The 15,947-nt window shown below is 35.3% G+C and carries 16 protein-coding genes and 1 riboswitch; of the genes, 12 read left to right on the top strand and 4 right to left on the bottom strand.

Annotated features, from left to right (window positions below; translation table 11 throughout):
• The first annotated feature begins 55 nt into the window (after positions 1-55).
• Positions 56-231: riboswitch (Lysine riboswitch) on the top strand.
• Positions 232-330: 99 nt separating this feature from the next.
• From DYH56_RS09245 to dapF, 7 genes are all read left to right on the top strand, one after another.
• Complete coding sequence (locus tag DYH56_RS09245; RefSeq protein ID WP_114642581.1) at positions 331-1,533, top strand: aspartate kinase; 1,203 nt, start codon at positions 331-333, stop codon at positions 1,531-1,533.
• A 23-nt stretch (positions 1,534-1,556) separates the two neighbouring features.
• The gene (locus DYH56_RS09240) at positions 1,557-2,543 is read left to right on the top strand and encodes an aspartate-semialdehyde dehydrogenase (RefSeq protein WP_114642580.1); all 987 of its coding nucleotides are present in this window, start codon (positions 1,557-1,559) and stop codon (positions 2,541-2,543) included.
• A gap of 22 nt (positions 2,544-2,565) precedes the next feature.
• Positions 2,566-3,447: a 4-hydroxy-tetrahydrodipicolinate synthase gene (dapA, locus tag DYH56_RS09235; RefSeq protein ID WP_114642579.1), complete on the top strand. Its 882-nt coding sequence runs from the start codon at positions 2,566-2,568 to the stop codon at positions 3,445-3,447.
• 14 nt (positions 3,448-3,461) lie between these two features.
• Positions 3,462-4,199, top strand: a complete 738-nt coding sequence (gene dapB / locus DYH56_RS09230; protein WP_114642578.1) for a 4-hydroxy-tetrahydrodipicolinate reductase — start codon at positions 3,462-3,464, stop codon at positions 4,197-4,199.
• 57 nt (positions 4,200-4,256) lie between these two features.
• A complete protein-coding gene (gene dapD, locus DYH56_RS09225; RefSeq protein ID WP_114642577.1) occupies positions 4,257-4,970 on the top strand; it encodes a 2,3,4,5-tetrahydropyridine-2,6-dicarboxylate N-acetyltransferase in 714 nt (237 codons plus the stop codon).
• A gap of 25 nt (positions 4,971-4,995) precedes the next feature.
• Positions 4,996-6,144, top strand: a complete 1,149-nt coding sequence (locus DYH56_RS09220) for a pyridoxal phosphate-dependent aminotransferase (RefSeq protein WP_114642576.1) — start codon at positions 4,996-4,998, stop codon at positions 6,142-6,144.
• 280 nt (positions 6,145-6,424) lie between these two features.
• Entirely contained in the window at positions 6,425-7,261 is an 837-nt protein-coding gene (dapF, locus tag DYH56_RS09215) for a diaminopimelate epimerase (protein WP_199533007.1), read from the top strand.
• 181 nt (positions 7,262-7,442) lie between these two features.
• On the opposite strand, the gene DYH56_RS09210 is transcribed toward dapF, so the two are convergent.
• Together DYH56_RS09210 and DYH56_RS09205 are read right to left on the bottom strand one after the other, a co-directional pair.
• A complete protein-coding gene (locus DYH56_RS09210; protein ID WP_114642575.1) occupies positions 7,443-8,753 on the bottom strand; it encodes a PhoH family protein in 1,311 nt (436 codons plus the stop codon).
• Between the two features lie 11 nt (positions 8,754-8,764).
• Positions 8,765-9,559 (bottom strand): sigma-70 family RNA polymerase sigma factor, encoded by a 795-nt coding sequence (locus DYH56_RS09205; protein WP_114642574.1) that lies wholly within the window; start codon positions 9,557-9,559, stop codon positions 8,765-8,767.
• Positions 9,560-9,748: 189 nt separating this feature from the next.
• Between DYH56_RS09205 and ruvC the strand changes: the two genes are divergently transcribed.
• From ruvC to DYH56_RS09180, 5 genes are all read left to right on the top strand, one after another.
• Positions 9,749-10,324: a crossover junction endodeoxyribonuclease RuvC gene (gene ruvC, locus DYH56_RS09200; protein ID WP_114642573.1), complete on the top strand. Its 576-nt coding sequence runs from the start codon at positions 9,749-9,751 to the stop codon at positions 10,322-10,324.
• A gap of 5 nt (positions 10,325-10,329) precedes the next feature.
• The gene (locus tag DYH56_RS09195) at positions 10,330-11,556 is read left to right on the top strand and encodes a sensor histidine kinase (protein ID WP_114642572.1); all 1,227 of its coding nucleotides are present in this window, start codon (positions 10,330-10,332) and stop codon (positions 11,554-11,556) included.
• A gap of 4 nt (positions 11,557-11,560) precedes the next feature.
• Positions 11,561-12,019 (top strand): tRNA (cytidine(34)-2'-O)-methyltransferase, encoded by a 459-nt coding sequence (locus DYH56_RS09190; protein ID WP_114642571.1) that lies wholly within the window; start codon positions 11,561-11,563, stop codon positions 12,017-12,019.
• 1 nt (position 12,020) lies between these two features.
• The gene (locus tag DYH56_RS09185) at positions 12,021-12,515 is read left to right on the top strand and encodes a lytic transglycosylase domain-containing protein (protein WP_158539107.1); all 495 of its coding nucleotides are present in this window, start codon (positions 12,021-12,023) and stop codon (positions 12,513-12,515) included.
• Between the two features lie 303 nt (positions 12,516-12,818).
• Entirely contained in the window at positions 12,819-14,810 is a 1,992-nt protein-coding gene (locus tag DYH56_RS09180) for a metallophosphoesterase family protein (RefSeq protein WP_114642569.1), read from the top strand.
• Between the two features lie 52 nt (positions 14,811-14,862).
• On the opposite strand, the gene rd is transcribed toward DYH56_RS09180, so the two are convergent.
• Positions 14,863-15,024, bottom strand: coding sequence for a rubredoxin (gene rd, locus DYH56_RS09175; protein WP_114642568.1), 162 nt, complete (start codon positions 15,022-15,024; stop codon positions 14,863-14,865).
• Positions 15,025-15,052: 28 nt separating this feature from the next.
• The gene (locus tag DYH56_RS09170; RefSeq protein ID WP_114642567.1) at positions 15,053-15,604 is read right to left on the bottom strand and encodes a ferritin family protein; all 552 of its coding nucleotides are present in this window, start codon (positions 15,602-15,604) and stop codon (positions 15,053-15,055) included.
• Positions 15,605-15,947 lie beyond the last annotated feature (343 nt).

The following is a 15,947-nucleotide window of genomic DNA, read 5'->3' as shown; positions in this document are numbered from 1 at the left end:
TATACATTATCTATATTTTATTTTGTTTTGCATTTAGTATATACTTACTTCAAATAATAAAAATAGAGGTTGCGAGTACAAATAGTAAAAACAGGGAGAAGGCATTTTAGGATCTGTTTTGAAAGGTGTAATTGCCGAAGTGTGGATTTTGCAAGAATTTATGCTGGGGATATGGATAAGATCCATATAACTGTCATTATCATAATCAGGTAATGGGGTGCTATTTGAAGTCATAGATTAATCTTTTATCTTGTTTTTTGATATGGATGTAATTTTTACTCTTCAGTAGTTCCCACTACTGGAGAGTTTTTTTTTAGGAGGAAATAAAATATGATCGTTGTACACAAATATGGAGGAAGTTCACTGGCTGACTTAGATAAGATAAAAAATATAGCCTCCCACATCTCAAAATTAAGTGATGCAGGGGAGCAGATTGTTGTAGTTGCCTCTGCCATGGGGAAAACCACCAATAAACTGATTGAGATGGCTAAAAAAATTTCTGAAACACCAAATATAAGGGAATTGGACAGCCTTATGGCTACCGGTGAGCAGCAAACTGTTGCCCTGTTATCCATGGCCTTAAATGAGTTGGGGAAAAAATCCATCTCTCTTACAGGATCCCAGGCAGGAATAACCACCATAGGTCATCACACTAAAAGCAGGATTAAGAGTGTCGATCCTAAAATAATAATTTCCCATTTGAATCGCGGAAAAGTAGTCATTGTGGCCGGATTTCAGGGGATGAACCAAAAAGGGGATATCACTACCCTGGGCAGAGGAGGATCGGATACCAGTGCTGTAGCCCTGGCTGCCAGTTTAGGTGCACGGTGTGAAATTTACACCGATGTGGATGGAATTTACAGCATCGATCCCAGAGTATATTCCGATGCAAAAAAAATAAAATATATATCATACGAGGAGATGATGGAGATGGCAAATTTAGGAGCCGGTATCATGGAAACAAGGGCTGTAGAGCTGGGAAAAAAATATAACGTTCCCATCTATGTGGGAGAAAGTTTGAGGGATCATGACGGTACCCTTATATTAAATCAAGATGAGATTATGGAGGATAAACCCATTACCGGTATCACCTTAAATGAGGATATTTTTATGGTAAATATCCAGCACCTTCCCTATTCAGAGAGCTTGGTAGCAGGTATTTTTAACACCTTGGGTAAATTTGAGTTAAATATCGATATGATCAGCCAAAACATTACTACTGCAGGAACCTTAGATCTTTCCTTTAGCTGTTTTAAAAGGGAAGAATCACTTTTAAAGAAAGCCATCGAGGAATTAAAAAATAAATTCGAGGAAATTTCCATAGAAATAAAATCTGACTTAATCATGATTTCATTGGTTGGAATTGGAATGGTAAGTCATTCCGGTGTGGCAGCCAAGGTGTTTAATACTCTGGCTGAAAATAAAATTCCTTTTTATCATATAACTACTTCTGAGATCAGTATTTCATGTACAATCTCTAAGGATCATAAAAAGACTGCCACTGAGATGTTAGCCAGAGAATTTGATTTATAAAAACACCAATTTAGGAGGAGATCATGAAAAAATATAACATTGCCATTGTAGGAGCTACCGGAATGGTCGGAAGAACCTTTCTCAAGGTATTGGAGGAAAGAAATTTTCCCATAGATAACCTCTACCTTTTAGCCTCATCCAGATCCTGTGGAACAAAAATTAATTTTAAAAATAAAACATATATAGTAGAGGAACTTAAACCAGAATCTTTTTCTAAGAAGATAGACATAGCTTTATTTTCTGCCGGAGGGGATCTGAGCAGAGAAATGGCTCCCGTGGCTGTTTCTTGTGGGATTACAGTTATAGATAACAGCAGTGCATGGAGGATGGATCCGGCTGTTCCCTTAGTGGTACCGGAAGTGAATCCGGAAGCAATAAAGGATAATTTACTCATCGCTAACCCTAATTGTTCCACCATCCAGGTGGCGGTTCCTCTAAAGGTATTGGATGATCTCTATGGGATAAAAAGAGTTATCTATTCTACCTATCAGGCTGTATCCGGATCCGGAGTAGCCGGAGTTGAAGATCTAAAAAATGGGATAGAAGGAAAAGAACCTTCAAATTACCCCTACCCCATAGCCTTCAACTGCCTTCCCCATATAGATGACTTTACAGAAAGCGGATACACTAAGGAAGAGTTGAAGATGATCGATGAAACCAGAAAAATTTTAAATAAACCGGAGTTGGCAATTACTTCTACCTGTGTCAGAGTTCCCGTGGAAAACGGTCATTCTGTATCGGTTAACTTAGAGTTTGAAAAAGAGTTCGATCTAAGTGAGTTAAAAGAAGCACTTAAAAATAAAGAAGGTATTGTCCTGCAGGATGATGTAAAAAACAATATCTATCCAATGCCTATAAATGCCAGCGGGTTTGATGAAGTATTTGTAGGCAGAATCAGAAGGGACTACAGTGTGAAAAATGGAATAAATCTATGGGTAGTAGCCGATAACATCAGAAAAGGAGCTGCCACAAATACCGTGCAAATCGCTGAATTATTGATAAAAAAATAATATTTTTTAAACAGGAGGAATTATGGGAATTTTTAAAGGATCCGGGGTAGCTCTTATCACTCCCTTCAACGAGGATATGAGTATCAATTACACTAAATTAGAAGAACTCATAGAGTGGCATATAGAAAATAAAACCGATGCCCTGATAATAGCAGGCACCACCGGTGAAGCATCTACCCTTACAGATGAAGAACATATAGAATTAGTCGGAAGAAGTGTTGAGATAGTCAGGGGAAGGATTCCTGTAATAGCAGGAAGCGGCAGCAACGATACCCGGCACGGAATCAAATTAGGCCTTGAATGTGAAAGAGCCGGAGCCGATGGTCTCCTCATCGTGACTCCCTATTACAATAAAACCAACAGACAGGGATTGATCAATCATTATACAGCCATTGCTGACAGGGTAAATATCCCTATTATCTTATACAATGTTCCAGGAAGAACCGGAATGAATATTCCCGTTGATGTAGTTGTTGAATTGAGCGCCCATAAAAATATAGTCGGGATCAAGGAAGCCAGCGGAGATATCTCCTACTTAGCTGAGATAGCCAGAGTCTGTGAAAATGATTTTTCTATCTACTCAGGTAATGACGACATCATAGTTCCTGTTCTTTCCCTGGGAGGTGTAGGGGTTATCTCTGTCCTGGCAAATGTCATGCCTCTGGAAACTCATAACCTTGTGATGTCTTACCTGGAGGGAGATCTTACTAAATCTAGAGATTTACAGCTTTCTCTGAATGCTTTTGTAAATTCTTTGTTTATAGAGACCAACCCAATACCTGTGAAGTCTGCTATGAATCTCATGAATTTAAAGGTTGGAGGAGTAAGGCAGCCCCTATGGGAAATGAGTTCCGAATCTCTTGAGCTTTTAAAAATAGAGATGGGAAAATTAAATCTAATCTAAAAGGAGGCAGTATTTTGAATATAGCAGTATACGGATGGGGACAGATGGGTAAGCTTCTCTGTGACACCATCGATAAAAGCAAAAACTTAAATTTAACCGGGATAATCGATGCTTTTTCATCGGGAAAAGACCACAGGATCGTAGAAACTTTAGAAAATCTTTCTGTTGTTCCCGATGTTCTGATAGATTTTTCCCATTACAGCAACTCGGAAAAAATTCTTCCATGGATCACAGCTCATAACATTCCCACACTGATTGCTACCACAGGACACAGCGGGGAAGAACTGGAAAAAATAAAGAAGGCATCCCAGGTGGTTCCTATACTCAAGGCAACCAATACCTCCCTTGGAATAAATCTGATTACAGAATTATTAGAGACCCTGGTTTCTTCATTGGAAGACTGGGATATTGAATTGATTGAAAAACATCACAATAAAAAAATCGATGCCCCCAGCGGGACAGCACAATCACTCCTTACAAAAATAAATAATACCCTAAGTTCTAAAAGGGAATTAATTTACGGCCGGGAAGGAATTGCTCCAAGAAAGAAGGAGGAGATCGGAGTCCATGTAGTCCGTGGGGGAAGTATAGTGGGGGAACACTCCGTGATCTTTGCCGGGGAGGATGAAGTGATAGAGATAAAGCATGAGGCCCATTCTAAGATGATCTTTGTTAATGGAGCCCTCAAGGGAGCAACCTGGCTTTATAATCAAAATCCAGGATTCTACACAATGAAGGATATTTTCAACTAAAAAGCAACGTGACAGTTCATAGACTATAAAAAATATATTTTAAAAGGAGAACATCTTATGACTAAATTAAATAACGCCCATGAAATAATTCAATATATTAAAAATTCTACCAAATCAACCCCTGTGAAAGTCTATCTTAACGGAGATTTAGAAGGGATAGATTTCTTAAACTGCAAAGTCTTTGGATGCAAAAACAGTAAGACAATCTTTGGAGAGTGGGACGAAGTCAATGAAATTTTAACCGCCAACGCACATTTAATCTCCGATTCCCATATAGAGAGTGACCGGAGAAACTCAGCCATTCCAATGTTGGATACCAAAAATATCCACGCCAGAATCGAACCTGGAGCTATCATCAGAGATATGGTAGAGATTGGAGACAATGCTGTTATCATGATGGGGGCTGTTATAAATATCGGCTCTAAAATAGGTTCCGGTACCATGATAGATTTAAATGTAGTCATGGGAGGCAGAGCCACTGTAGGTAAAAATTGTCATATCGGTGCAGGGGCTGTTTTGGCTGGTGTAATCGAACCGCCTAGTGCTGATCCTGTTGTCATAGAAGATGATGTGGTTATAGGTGCTAATGCAGTAATCCTGGAAGGTGTCAGGGTCGGTAAGGGAGCTGTTGTGGCTGCCGGAGCTATCGTTATAAAAAACGTACCTGCTGGTGTTGTGGTAGCTGGAAACCCGGCCAGAATAATCAAAGATAAGGATGAAAAGACTGCTGGCAAGACTGAAATTATGGAAGATTTAAGAGTTATAAAGTAATGTTAAAGATTAATTGGAGGTCAGCATGAATATAAATCCTAAAGTAATAAATAAAGAGATCTCCCTTATCAGGCAAATATCTATAAAGAGCAGGGAATATAAAGACGTTATCAACCTCACTGTTGGAGAACCTGATCTGCCTATCCCCTGTGAAATAGTAGAAGAAACTACCCTTTATATGAAAAATAATAGGATGGGATACCCTATGTTAGGAGGGTCTCTGGAAATAAGGGAAGAGATAGTAAATTTTTATAATACTAAATATGGTTCATCCTACAAAATAGATGAGGTTATTGTCACAGCAGGTGCTACTGAGGCTATCTCTACCACTCTGAGAGCTATCTTAAATGAAGGGGATGAAGTCCTGATTCCCCTGCCTTTTTACCCCGGATACCTTCCCAATATAGATTTGAATGGGGGGGTATCAGTATTTATCGATACCACGACCGATGAATTACAGCTTACAGTGGAGACTTTAAAAAAACACCTTACCCCTAAGACTAAGGCACTTATCTTAAATTATCCCAACAATCCGTCGGGAATGATTTTATCTAAAAAAAACTTAGATGAAATTATGAACTTCTTAAGGGATAAAGATATCTATATTATCTCCGATGAAATATACAGCGAGATTGTTTTTGATGATGACTTTATTTCCGTAGGAAAATATGACTTTCTTAAAGAAAAAATAATATTAATCAACGGGTTTTCAAAATCCCATTCTATGACCGGCTGGCGTTTAGGGTATATTTTAACCTCTAAAAAACTTAAAGACCAGCTGATAAAGGTTCATCAATATACCATTACCGCACCTTCAATAGTTTCAGAATACGGCGGATACATCGCACTGTCTAAATGTTCAGATATGTCTTCCTATACAAAAGAATATAAAAAAAGGTGTGAGTATGTATATAACAGGTTAAACTCTATGGGTATAGTCACCCTCCGGCCAAAAGGATCATTTTATATCTTCGGCTCTTTGGGTAATTTTAATCTGACTTCATCTTTGGATTTTGCCTTAGACTTACTTGAAAACAAACATGTGGCTGTAGTTCCTGGAATAGCCTTTGGGGTAGAGGGATATTTCAGAATTTCCTGTACCAAACCTGTAGAAATTTTAAAAACAGCCCTGGATAAGATAGAAGATTATATGGAAAAATATAGATCAAATTAAGCCATGGATATAAAATATTATTTACTATTGTTTCGCGCTAGTTAAAGCCCTGTGAATATTGAGGTTATGTTTTAATTTTTTTAAAAATTTTATATAAAATTTAATATTTTTTTGATTTTAAAGAAAATAGAGAGCTGTTTGCCCGCCGGAGGCGGGCAAACTCCAGAATTTTAAAGGCGTGCACCATCGCGAAAGTTCAGTTATTTAGTTGAATATTATGTTCTCTCATACTATAATTAAACTATAAGATAACATTATCAAGAAAAAAGGAGAATGTCATATGATACAATTTGAAAAATACCATGGTTTAGGAAATGATTTTATAATCTTTAACTATAAAGATTTAATGGCAAACAATATAAAAGAGGAAAATTTCCCTGATCTGGCTGTAAAAGTATGTGACAGACACACTGGAATCGGTGCCGATGGGATGATGGTTTTAGTTGAAAAAGAAGATCGGTGTCAAATGATATTTATTAATTCTGATGGAAGTATCGTATCTATGTGCGGGAATGGTATCAGGTGTTTTTCTAACTATATCTATAACAATAAAATTTTAGACGGAACTACCTACAAGGTAGAGACTCTGGCTGGATTACTCAGTCTTGATATCTCTCCTGATGAGAAGTTCAATGTAAAAGTTGATATGGGAAAACCACTTTTAGACCCCGTGTCTATTCCTATGAGCACTTCTAAAGAAAAATTTATTAATGAAGAGATTGTCGTTGATGGAAAAGTTTATAAGGTTTCAGCTCTTCTTATGGGTGTCCCCCATGCTGTGATTTTTGTAGATAATTTAGAAAACATCGATCTGGTAGAAGTTGGAAAAACCATTGAAAACCACCCGCTTTTTCCACAAAAAACCAATGTAAATTTTGTCCAAATTTTAGATGTTGATGAGATTCTTGTGGATACCTGGGAACGAGGGGCAGGGCATACCTTAGCCTGTGGCACAGGATCATGTGCCAGTGTAGTCATGGGAGAACTCCTTGGATACCTGAGTTCTAAAGTTATTGTTCATCTGACTTTAGGCGACCTGATTATAGAAGTCAAAGATGAAGTCTATATGACTGGTCCCAGTGAATTTATAGCAAAAGGGGAATATAAGTATAAATAAAAATTGAAAATTGAAAATTAAGGTCAAAAAAGTTCTAAAGTTTTCGTCTTTAATACGAGATCATTTAATCTATGTCTAAACAAGGTTTCATTCGTGACAATTAGCGATATTAGTGGTTTCAAAATATGATTCATGGCAGAAAAAAAATCTCCTCCATGGATAATGGAGGAGATTTAGGGGGCTATAATAATGTAGCTGCCAATTCGGCTAACTCTGATCTTTCACCTTTTTTCAATATAATATGTCCTGATATACCCACACCTCTAAACCTTTCAGCTAAATAAGTGAGTCCGTTACTCTCTGTATCGAGATACGGGTTATCTATTTGATACGGATCACCTGTAAATACTATCTTTGTATCTTCTCCTGCCCTTGTAACTATGGTTTTTATCTCGTGGGGCGTTAAATTCTGTGCCTCATCTATGATTAAAAATCCTGCCGGAATACTCCTACCCCTTATATAGGACAGTGCTTCTATCTTTAATAATCCCAAAGCTTCTAATCCTGCTATTACCTTTTCTCCTGCTTTGTCTTCCTTGACAGCAGCTAAAAAATCTATATTATCAAAAATAGGCTGCATCCAGGGTCTTAATTTTTCTTTCTCACTTCCCGGAAGGTATCCCAGGTCCTTTCCCATTGAAATTATCGGTCTCGCTATAAATAATTTCTTGTATTTACTTCTCTCAACAACTAATTCCAATCCCGAAGCTACCGCTAACAAAGTTTTCCCGGTTCCTGCTTTTCCAACTAAGGTTACCACCTTGATGTCTTCATCCATCAAAAGATCCAATGCAAAATTTTGTTCCTCATTTCTACCCCGAACTCCCCATACACTGACATCTCCATAGCTCATTCTCTCTATCCGTTTTGTCTTCTCATTGTACCTGCCGAATAGAGTTTTCTCCTTGTATTTCATAGTTACGAAACAGTTTGCCGGAGGCTCTTCCTGCATAATCTCTGCATATTTAATTCTTCCGGATTTCTCATATTTTTTAATAAGTTCTGCCTCTACTTCTACCTCCATATTTCCAGTATACAGTTCTTCCAGATCCATCTTGTCACTCCTGTAGTCCTCTACGGGTATTTCCATGGCATCTGCTTTTATTCTCATATTGATATCTTTTGAGACCAATACTACTTTTTTATCCTTATCTTTATTTTTGATATACAGTGCTATTGCCAGGATCCTGTTATCTACCGTATCTCTCCTTAAAGAATTCGGCAGCTCTGTAGTATCACCCTTGGTTTCCACCCTGAAAAATATCCCCTTTTCCATCTCTACCCCATTAGCCAGACATCCCTTGGACCGAAGATCATCTATAAACCTGGCTGCTATCCTTGCTGAAGCACCTCTATTCCCGCTTTCTTTTTTTAACTTATCTATCTCCTCAATCACATAGATAGGTAAAACTACATCATTATCTTCAAAGTTTGTCATAGCCTTAGGATCATGAATAAGTACATTTGTATCCAGTATATATATCTTTCTCATAGAAATCACCCCTAATTATGGTATTGTAAATATATTTTTAATTTATTCAATGCCCGGATCTGTAACTGTCTTATCCTTTCCCTGGTCAAATTCATTTTTTTTCCCAGTATATCCAAAGTTAAAATTTCATTGTCCAGCAAACCAAACCTATGTATTATTATCTCTCTTTCTTTAGCTCCTAAGATGTCCAAAGTTTTTAATAGTTTTTCCTTATCGCTTTCAAGGATTAAGTTTTCCTCTATATGACCATTTTTATCTGCAATCATACTGTGCAGATCCCCGGTTTCTCCATAGGAATCATCCAAAGAATTAAAGGTCACATCATTTAATTTCAGATATCTTTTAATATCCTTTACCTTTAATTCTGTTTGTACTGCAATCTCCTCCAGGGTGGGTTCACACCCATATTTTGATTTATATTTTGCCATATATTTTTTTATCTTAGCCAAATTATCATATATATATACCGGATATCTGATAACCCCCTTATTGGAGGATATATATCTCAAAATACTTTGTTTTATCCAAAAAGTAGCATAGGTGGAAAATTTTTTTCCCATGGTATAATCAAATTTTTCAACAGCTTTCATCAATCCTATATTTCCCTCTTGAATCAAATCTTGAATGGGGACTCCTAATTTAGTGTATTTTTTAGCTATGCTCACAACTAATCTCAAATTAGCTGTTATCAATCGATCTTGTGCATCCGTATCCCCCTCTAATATATGTTTAGATATCTCAATTTCTTCTTCTCTACTCAGGAGGGGGTAGTGTCCTATTTCTTTTAAATAGTTCGAAATGTTCATTTTTACCTCCTTTTATGTATTTTTACCTGTGTCAACAGTATACTATTTGTTATGGAAACTTCCTTTTATATTTATAGAATTTTATTATAATTTATGATAAGATTTAATATACAAAAATAAATATAAAAATATAGGCACTTTAATATGCCTTTAGCTCTATAATCTAATTTATAAATATGAGGAGTAAGGATGAGAGTAATTGGAATAGATCCCGGAACGGCAATTGTCGGTTTTGGAATTATAGACTATACTGGAAGTAAGTATAGGGTAGTGGATTATGGCTGCATATACACCTCCAAAGATCTTCCCATGGAAAAAAGGATTTCTGCCATCTATAACGAATTAGATGATATATTAAAAAAATATTCTCCTACCCACATGGCTGTTGAGGATCTTTTTTATTTTAAAAATGCTAAAACCGTTATCTCTGTGGGGCAGGCCAGGGGTGTCATAGTCCTCTGTGGAGAAAAAAATAATATCCCCCAGGTATCATTTACCCCGCTGCAGATAAAGATGGGAATAACGGGATACGGCCGGGCTGAAAAAAAGCAGGTTCAATTGATGGTTCAAAGAATTTTAGGACTTTCTAAAATCCCCCAGCCAGATGATGCCGCCGATGCTCTGGCTATTGCCATAACCCATATAAATTCCTTGAATAGCGGGTATATAATGGCCTCTAAGCCTAATCTTTCTAAGATACCCGGCATTAAAAACGGTAAAATAAGTGCATCAGATTATCGAAATCTATTAAACAAAAAGGATTGATTTTTATGTTTAAAAACTTGGAAAACTCATCTATGGTTTCCTATTTAAATTCCTTAGAAACTATAGCTTCTACAATTCATAAGGAGAAAAATACTGAAAAAGTTGTATTTTTTATCCTCTTAAATTTAATTGAAAAGTTAGATCTGGGCTACTCGGAAGGATATTTTTTTAAATACGACAGATGGAATAGAAATCTGAAACACCTGAATTCATATTTTGATCTGAAAAAATTAAAGAAAGATGAAGTAGAGTTTATCTCGACTAATCTTGAAAGGGAGATCAATTTTTATGGAACTCCCATAGAAAAAATACTGAATAATACAGAGATACAAACAAATCTAACCGGGCTTGATTTCCACGAGAATTACGGGCTGCTAAATAGATTTAAGCATTTTACCATCATTCCTATAAACTACGAAAATACATATTATGGATGTTTTATCTTAGATAGACAAGCTAAGACACCCTACGAACTCAGTGTACAGGAGATGCACATTTTAGAGTTGTTTAAATATAATTTTTCCCTCTATATACACACCCGGGAATTAGAAGATTTTGAGGCAGAAGATATCAGATTAAAAACTGTTGGCTCCTTTGCAAACTCCATCATCCACGAACTAAGAACTCCTATTTCTTCTATTGTTGGTTTCGCATCTTTGGCTAAGAAGAAGTTACACGATCCTAAAAAAATCGAGCTTTATTTAGATTATATTCTCAAAGAATCCGATAAGGTTGTCAAACTTTGTGAAGATATCGGTGAGTATTCCAGCGAAGATGAAAATGTTAAAAATAAATCAACTACTTTTTACCTTTCCTCTCTTATCAGGGAAGTTATTCAAAAGTTAAACCTGCATTTGAAGAAATCCAATATCAAAACCTATATGATTATAGAGAATGATATGGAGATTACATTTAACAGGGAAAAGGTCATCACAGCTTTCTACCATCTCTTTAAAAATTCCATTGAAAACTGTGACTATAATAAGAATGAGCGTTTTATTACCATCACCCTTTCAGCAAACAATAAAAACAAGATCAGTATAAAAGATAATGGAGTTGGGATACAAAAACACAGGATAGAAGAGGTTACCATTCCTTTTTATTCCTCTAAAATTTATGGAACCGGCTTAGGTCTTACTATAGCCAAAGAGGTTTTTACCAAATTAGGCTTTAAGTTTTCCATAAAATCAGAATATTCAAAATGGACAAAAATAATACTAAAAGAGGAGTAAATTTATGAATATAGTTTTAATGGAACCTGAAATACCATACAACACAGGAAATATAGGTAGGAGTTGTGTCCTTACAAATACATCACTGCACCTTATCAAACCCTTTGGATTCTCCCTGGATGAAAAACAAATCAAGAGAGCGGGTTTGGATTACTGGCAGCATATCGACCTGCACGAATGGGATAGTTTAGATGAACTGATGGCTGCTCATCCTGAATCTAAGTTTTATTTTGCTACAACTAAGACTACCCAAAGATATTCAGATGTTACATATAAAGAAAATGACTTTATTGTATTCGGTCCTGAATCCAGAGGAGTTCCCGTTGAAATCCTGGAAAAAAATCAAGAAACCTGTATCACTATTCCTATGATTAAAATGGGGAGATCGCTGAATCTTTCAAATTCCGCAGCTATTGTTTTATATGAATCTTTAAGGCAGAATGATTTTAATTTCGGAGAGTAATATGAAACGAATCTATATCTATATATTAATTTTTCTTATATTTACAGGGACAATAGGAGTTATTTCATTCTTTCCTTTAAAATATTATGGAGAAATCGATAAAATATCTAAAAAATACGAGATAGACAGAGAGGTTATCTATTCAGTCATTAAGATCGAGAGCAACTTCAGGGAACATGTAGTTTCCCATAAAGGAGCCGTCGGTCTTATGCAGATCATGCCTTCTACAGGAGAGTGGATGGCAAAATCTCATAACCTTCCGTATTCTAAAAAGATGTTACTGGATCCTGTATATAATATTGAAATTGGCACCCTTTACCTCCACTATCTTATGGACAGGTATGACGGTGACGTAAAAAAAGTCCTGGTGGCCTACAATGCAGGTCCCTCCAGATTAGAGGACGGGTCATGGAAAAAATTCAAAGAAACGAAAAACTACCTTATAAAATATAAGATAGCAAAATTTTTTTATAGGATAAGATTATATTTTAAATAACACTTCCTATCCAACTAAAATTAAAATAATAATAAAGTCAAAAATAAAAGACCTCCCAGCTGTAATAGTCGTACAGTGGGGAGGTCTTTATTTTTATATTTCACTTAAGGAATAAAAGGAAATTTTAAGCAAATAAAGGATTAATTTTAAGTTGTCGGTATATACATTTTGTATATTTATCAAAAGAAAAAAGGAGGGAAAATGATCTGTAGAATTAATGATAAATGAATGTATTGCCTGTAGCTAGAAAGGGATTAAAATCTTGTTTTGAAAACATAAAACTTAAAATGGAGGAAATTAACAATGAAAAAAATTTTTATCTTATTTTGCCTATTTTTAACCTTAGTAGGTTGTAAAACTAAAGACCCTAACCTTGTGAATAAAAAAAGTTCAGAAGTAAAAATCGCATTTATGCCAGATGTCCATTTCCATGATGTTTACGCTGAGTTTCAAGATGGTAGTTTTAAAGGGATTTATAGTAAAACTACTGAGAAATCTGCAACTATAAGAACTATGGAGTCACAACTTAATTCTACCAGATTATTTAATGAAAATTATTTTGCATTTATCGCAGCTTTGGATGATATTAAAAATAAAGGGATTAAATATGTTGTTTTCCCGGGGGATTTTTCAGATGATGGCCAGCCTATCAATGTAAGAGGATTCAAAAAAATCTTGGATGATTATTCAAAAAAATATGGAATGGAATTTTTAATTACCTTTGGAAACCATGATCCAGCAAGACCTTTTGAAATTCCAGGAGGAAAAAAGGATTATTTAGGAAACAACGGAAAAAAACAACCAATCAGCAGTAATGGTATGTATAAGAAAGATAATTTATCCAATCCTCCTATTATTTCAGATGAAGTTAAGTTTATGGGGTATGAAGGGCTTTTTAACGAAGTGGGGAAATATGGCCTTTATCCCCAGGAACAGATGATCTACTGGGAAACTCCTTTTTCAACTTATAATGAAGATAACTATTCCTTTGAAAAAGCAGTAAAGGAATCGAATCTGTCTAAAAGAAGTTATCCTATAAGTCCACGTGGATCCGAAGAGAATCTGGCAGGAAAAGAATACTTAGTTCCAGATGGTTCATATTTATTGGAACCTACAGAAGGGGTCTGGCTTTTAGTAGTTGATTCCAATGTCTATATCCCAAAGGAAACTCCTGTAGATAATAATCCTGAAAATGGTTCTAATTTTAATGGATCTGGTAATGCTGGATTTAATGCAGTAATAACCCACAAAAGTCATTTAATTACTTGGATGAAAGATGTAGCTAAAAGAGCTGAAGACAATAATAAGGTACTCATAACAACAGGACATTTTCCGGCAGTAGATTTTTATAATGATGCAGCTGAGGAGATTGAGGATATATTTGGTATTGGAAATTTTCAATTAAAAAGAAATCCAAAAGAAACCACCTCTCAAATTTTAGCTGAAATAGGAATTAAAGTAAATGTCGCAGGACATATGCACTTTAATGATACTGGAATGAAAAAATATTCTGACAATGAATTTATTTTTAACATTCAAAGTCCTTCTCTTTCAGCCTATATTCCCGCTTATAAAGTTCTTACTGTTAAGGATAAAAATACAATAGATGTGGATACCATAATGTTAGATGAAGTTCCTAGATTTGATGAATTATTTGAGCATTACCAGACAGAATATGATCATTTAGATAAAATAGGGTATGATAATATTTGGAATAAAGATATCTTAACTTCTAAAAATTATTATGAATTTAATCAGTGGCACATTAAAGAATTAGTCAGGCTTCGTTTCCTACCAAAGGAATGGCCTGAAGATATCAAAGAAATGATTTTTAAACTCAATGGAAAAGAGATGCTTATCCTTTCACAATTAGAGACAGAAATAAGTCTCGATCAATGGAATAACATTGATTTTAAAAATACCCCTGAATGGGTGAATGCAGAAGATAAAGCTAAAAATCTATTAAATAAAGATGAATCTTTGGAAGACTATGAAAACTGGAGTGGATTTGACCTTATAACTGATTTTTATAAACTAAGAAATGCAGATTCCCTGGCTTTAAAAGAGATCTCTCCTGAGAGAATTGAGCAATATAAACTTCTATCTAAAGTTCTTTCAGATACTGACATCAAACTTGTTTATGCAGATAATAAAATTTCTGGGGAAAATAGTATATCAAATGTTTTCAAAAAAAGGTTTAATGGCATTTTTTCTATCATGCTAAAATTTTCTACAGATCTTCCAAGTGAAAATTTCACCTTGGATATTAAAAATGGTACAATAACAAAAAGATAATATAAAAATAAAAGACCTCCCAGCTGTAATAGCAGTCGGGAGGTCTTTTATTTTAGTTTTCTTCAGCAAATACATCTTTACCCATGCTGCATGGCGGGCAAACCCAGTCTTCAGGCAGGTCTTCAAACTTAGTACCAGCTTCAATTCCGTTATCTACATCTCCAACTTCTGGATCATAAACATATCCACATACTTCACAAACATATTTTTTCATATCTTCCACCTCTTTTATAGTAATTTAATTATTTCCCTTCAAAATGTCTCTCTAATAAACCTTTGAATGCTTTTCCGTGTCTGGCTTCATCTTTAGCCATCTCGTGCACTGTATCGTGGATTGCATCGAATCCTAATTGTTTAGCTCTCTTAGCTAATTCGAATTTACCAGATGTAGCTCCATATTCAGCTGCTACTCTTAATCTTAAGTTTTCTTCCGATGAATCTGTTACCACTTCTCCTAACAATTCAGCAAATTTAGCTGCATGTTCTGCCTCTTCAAATGCAATTCTCTTGTAAGCTTCAGCTACTTCCGGATATCCCTCTCTGTCTGCTACTCTTGACATTGCCAAGTACATCCCTACTTCTGTACATTCTCCTGCAAAGTTAGCTTTTAAACCTTCGATGATCTCTGCATCCCCGCAAGCTAAACCTTCTCCTAATTTATGTTCAGTTGCCCACTCTTCAGTAGCATTCTCATCATAAGCTACGAATTTGTCTTTCCCTGCCTTACATACTGGACAGACCTCAAAACTTGCATCTAATATTTCCCCACATACTGTACATCTCATTTTAGCCATTCTAATTCACTCCCTTTATTTGATTTTCGTTTCATTTTTGTATTGATTACAAAATAATGATAACAGTTTTTAAATTGAAAGTCAAGGATTTTTTTTATACCTAATGAATTTTTTTTAAAAGGATTTATACATAAATAATCATATTAAGTATAGTAGTGAATATGATTATTTTTTAATTACCTTTGATTTGGTAATAGAGATTAAATATTTAACAGAAAGGAGCATTCCTGTATAATAAAAAAGTAAATGGTTGAAAAAAAAAGATACCTCGATGTAAAATTAAGACGACTAAACCCTAATATTTTACGGAGGTATCCACATGAAGTTTAACCAAAATAGCAAA

Source organism: Psychrilyobacter piezotolerans (assembly GCF_003391055.1).
In the GTDB taxonomy this organism is placed as follows: Bacteria; Fusobacteriota; Fusobacteriia; order Fusobacteriales; family Fusobacteriaceae; genus Psychrilyobacter; species Psychrilyobacter piezotolerans.
The sequence above is the reverse complement of the archived record's forward strand: the minus strand, read 5'-3'. Positions and strand labels throughout refer to the sequence as shown.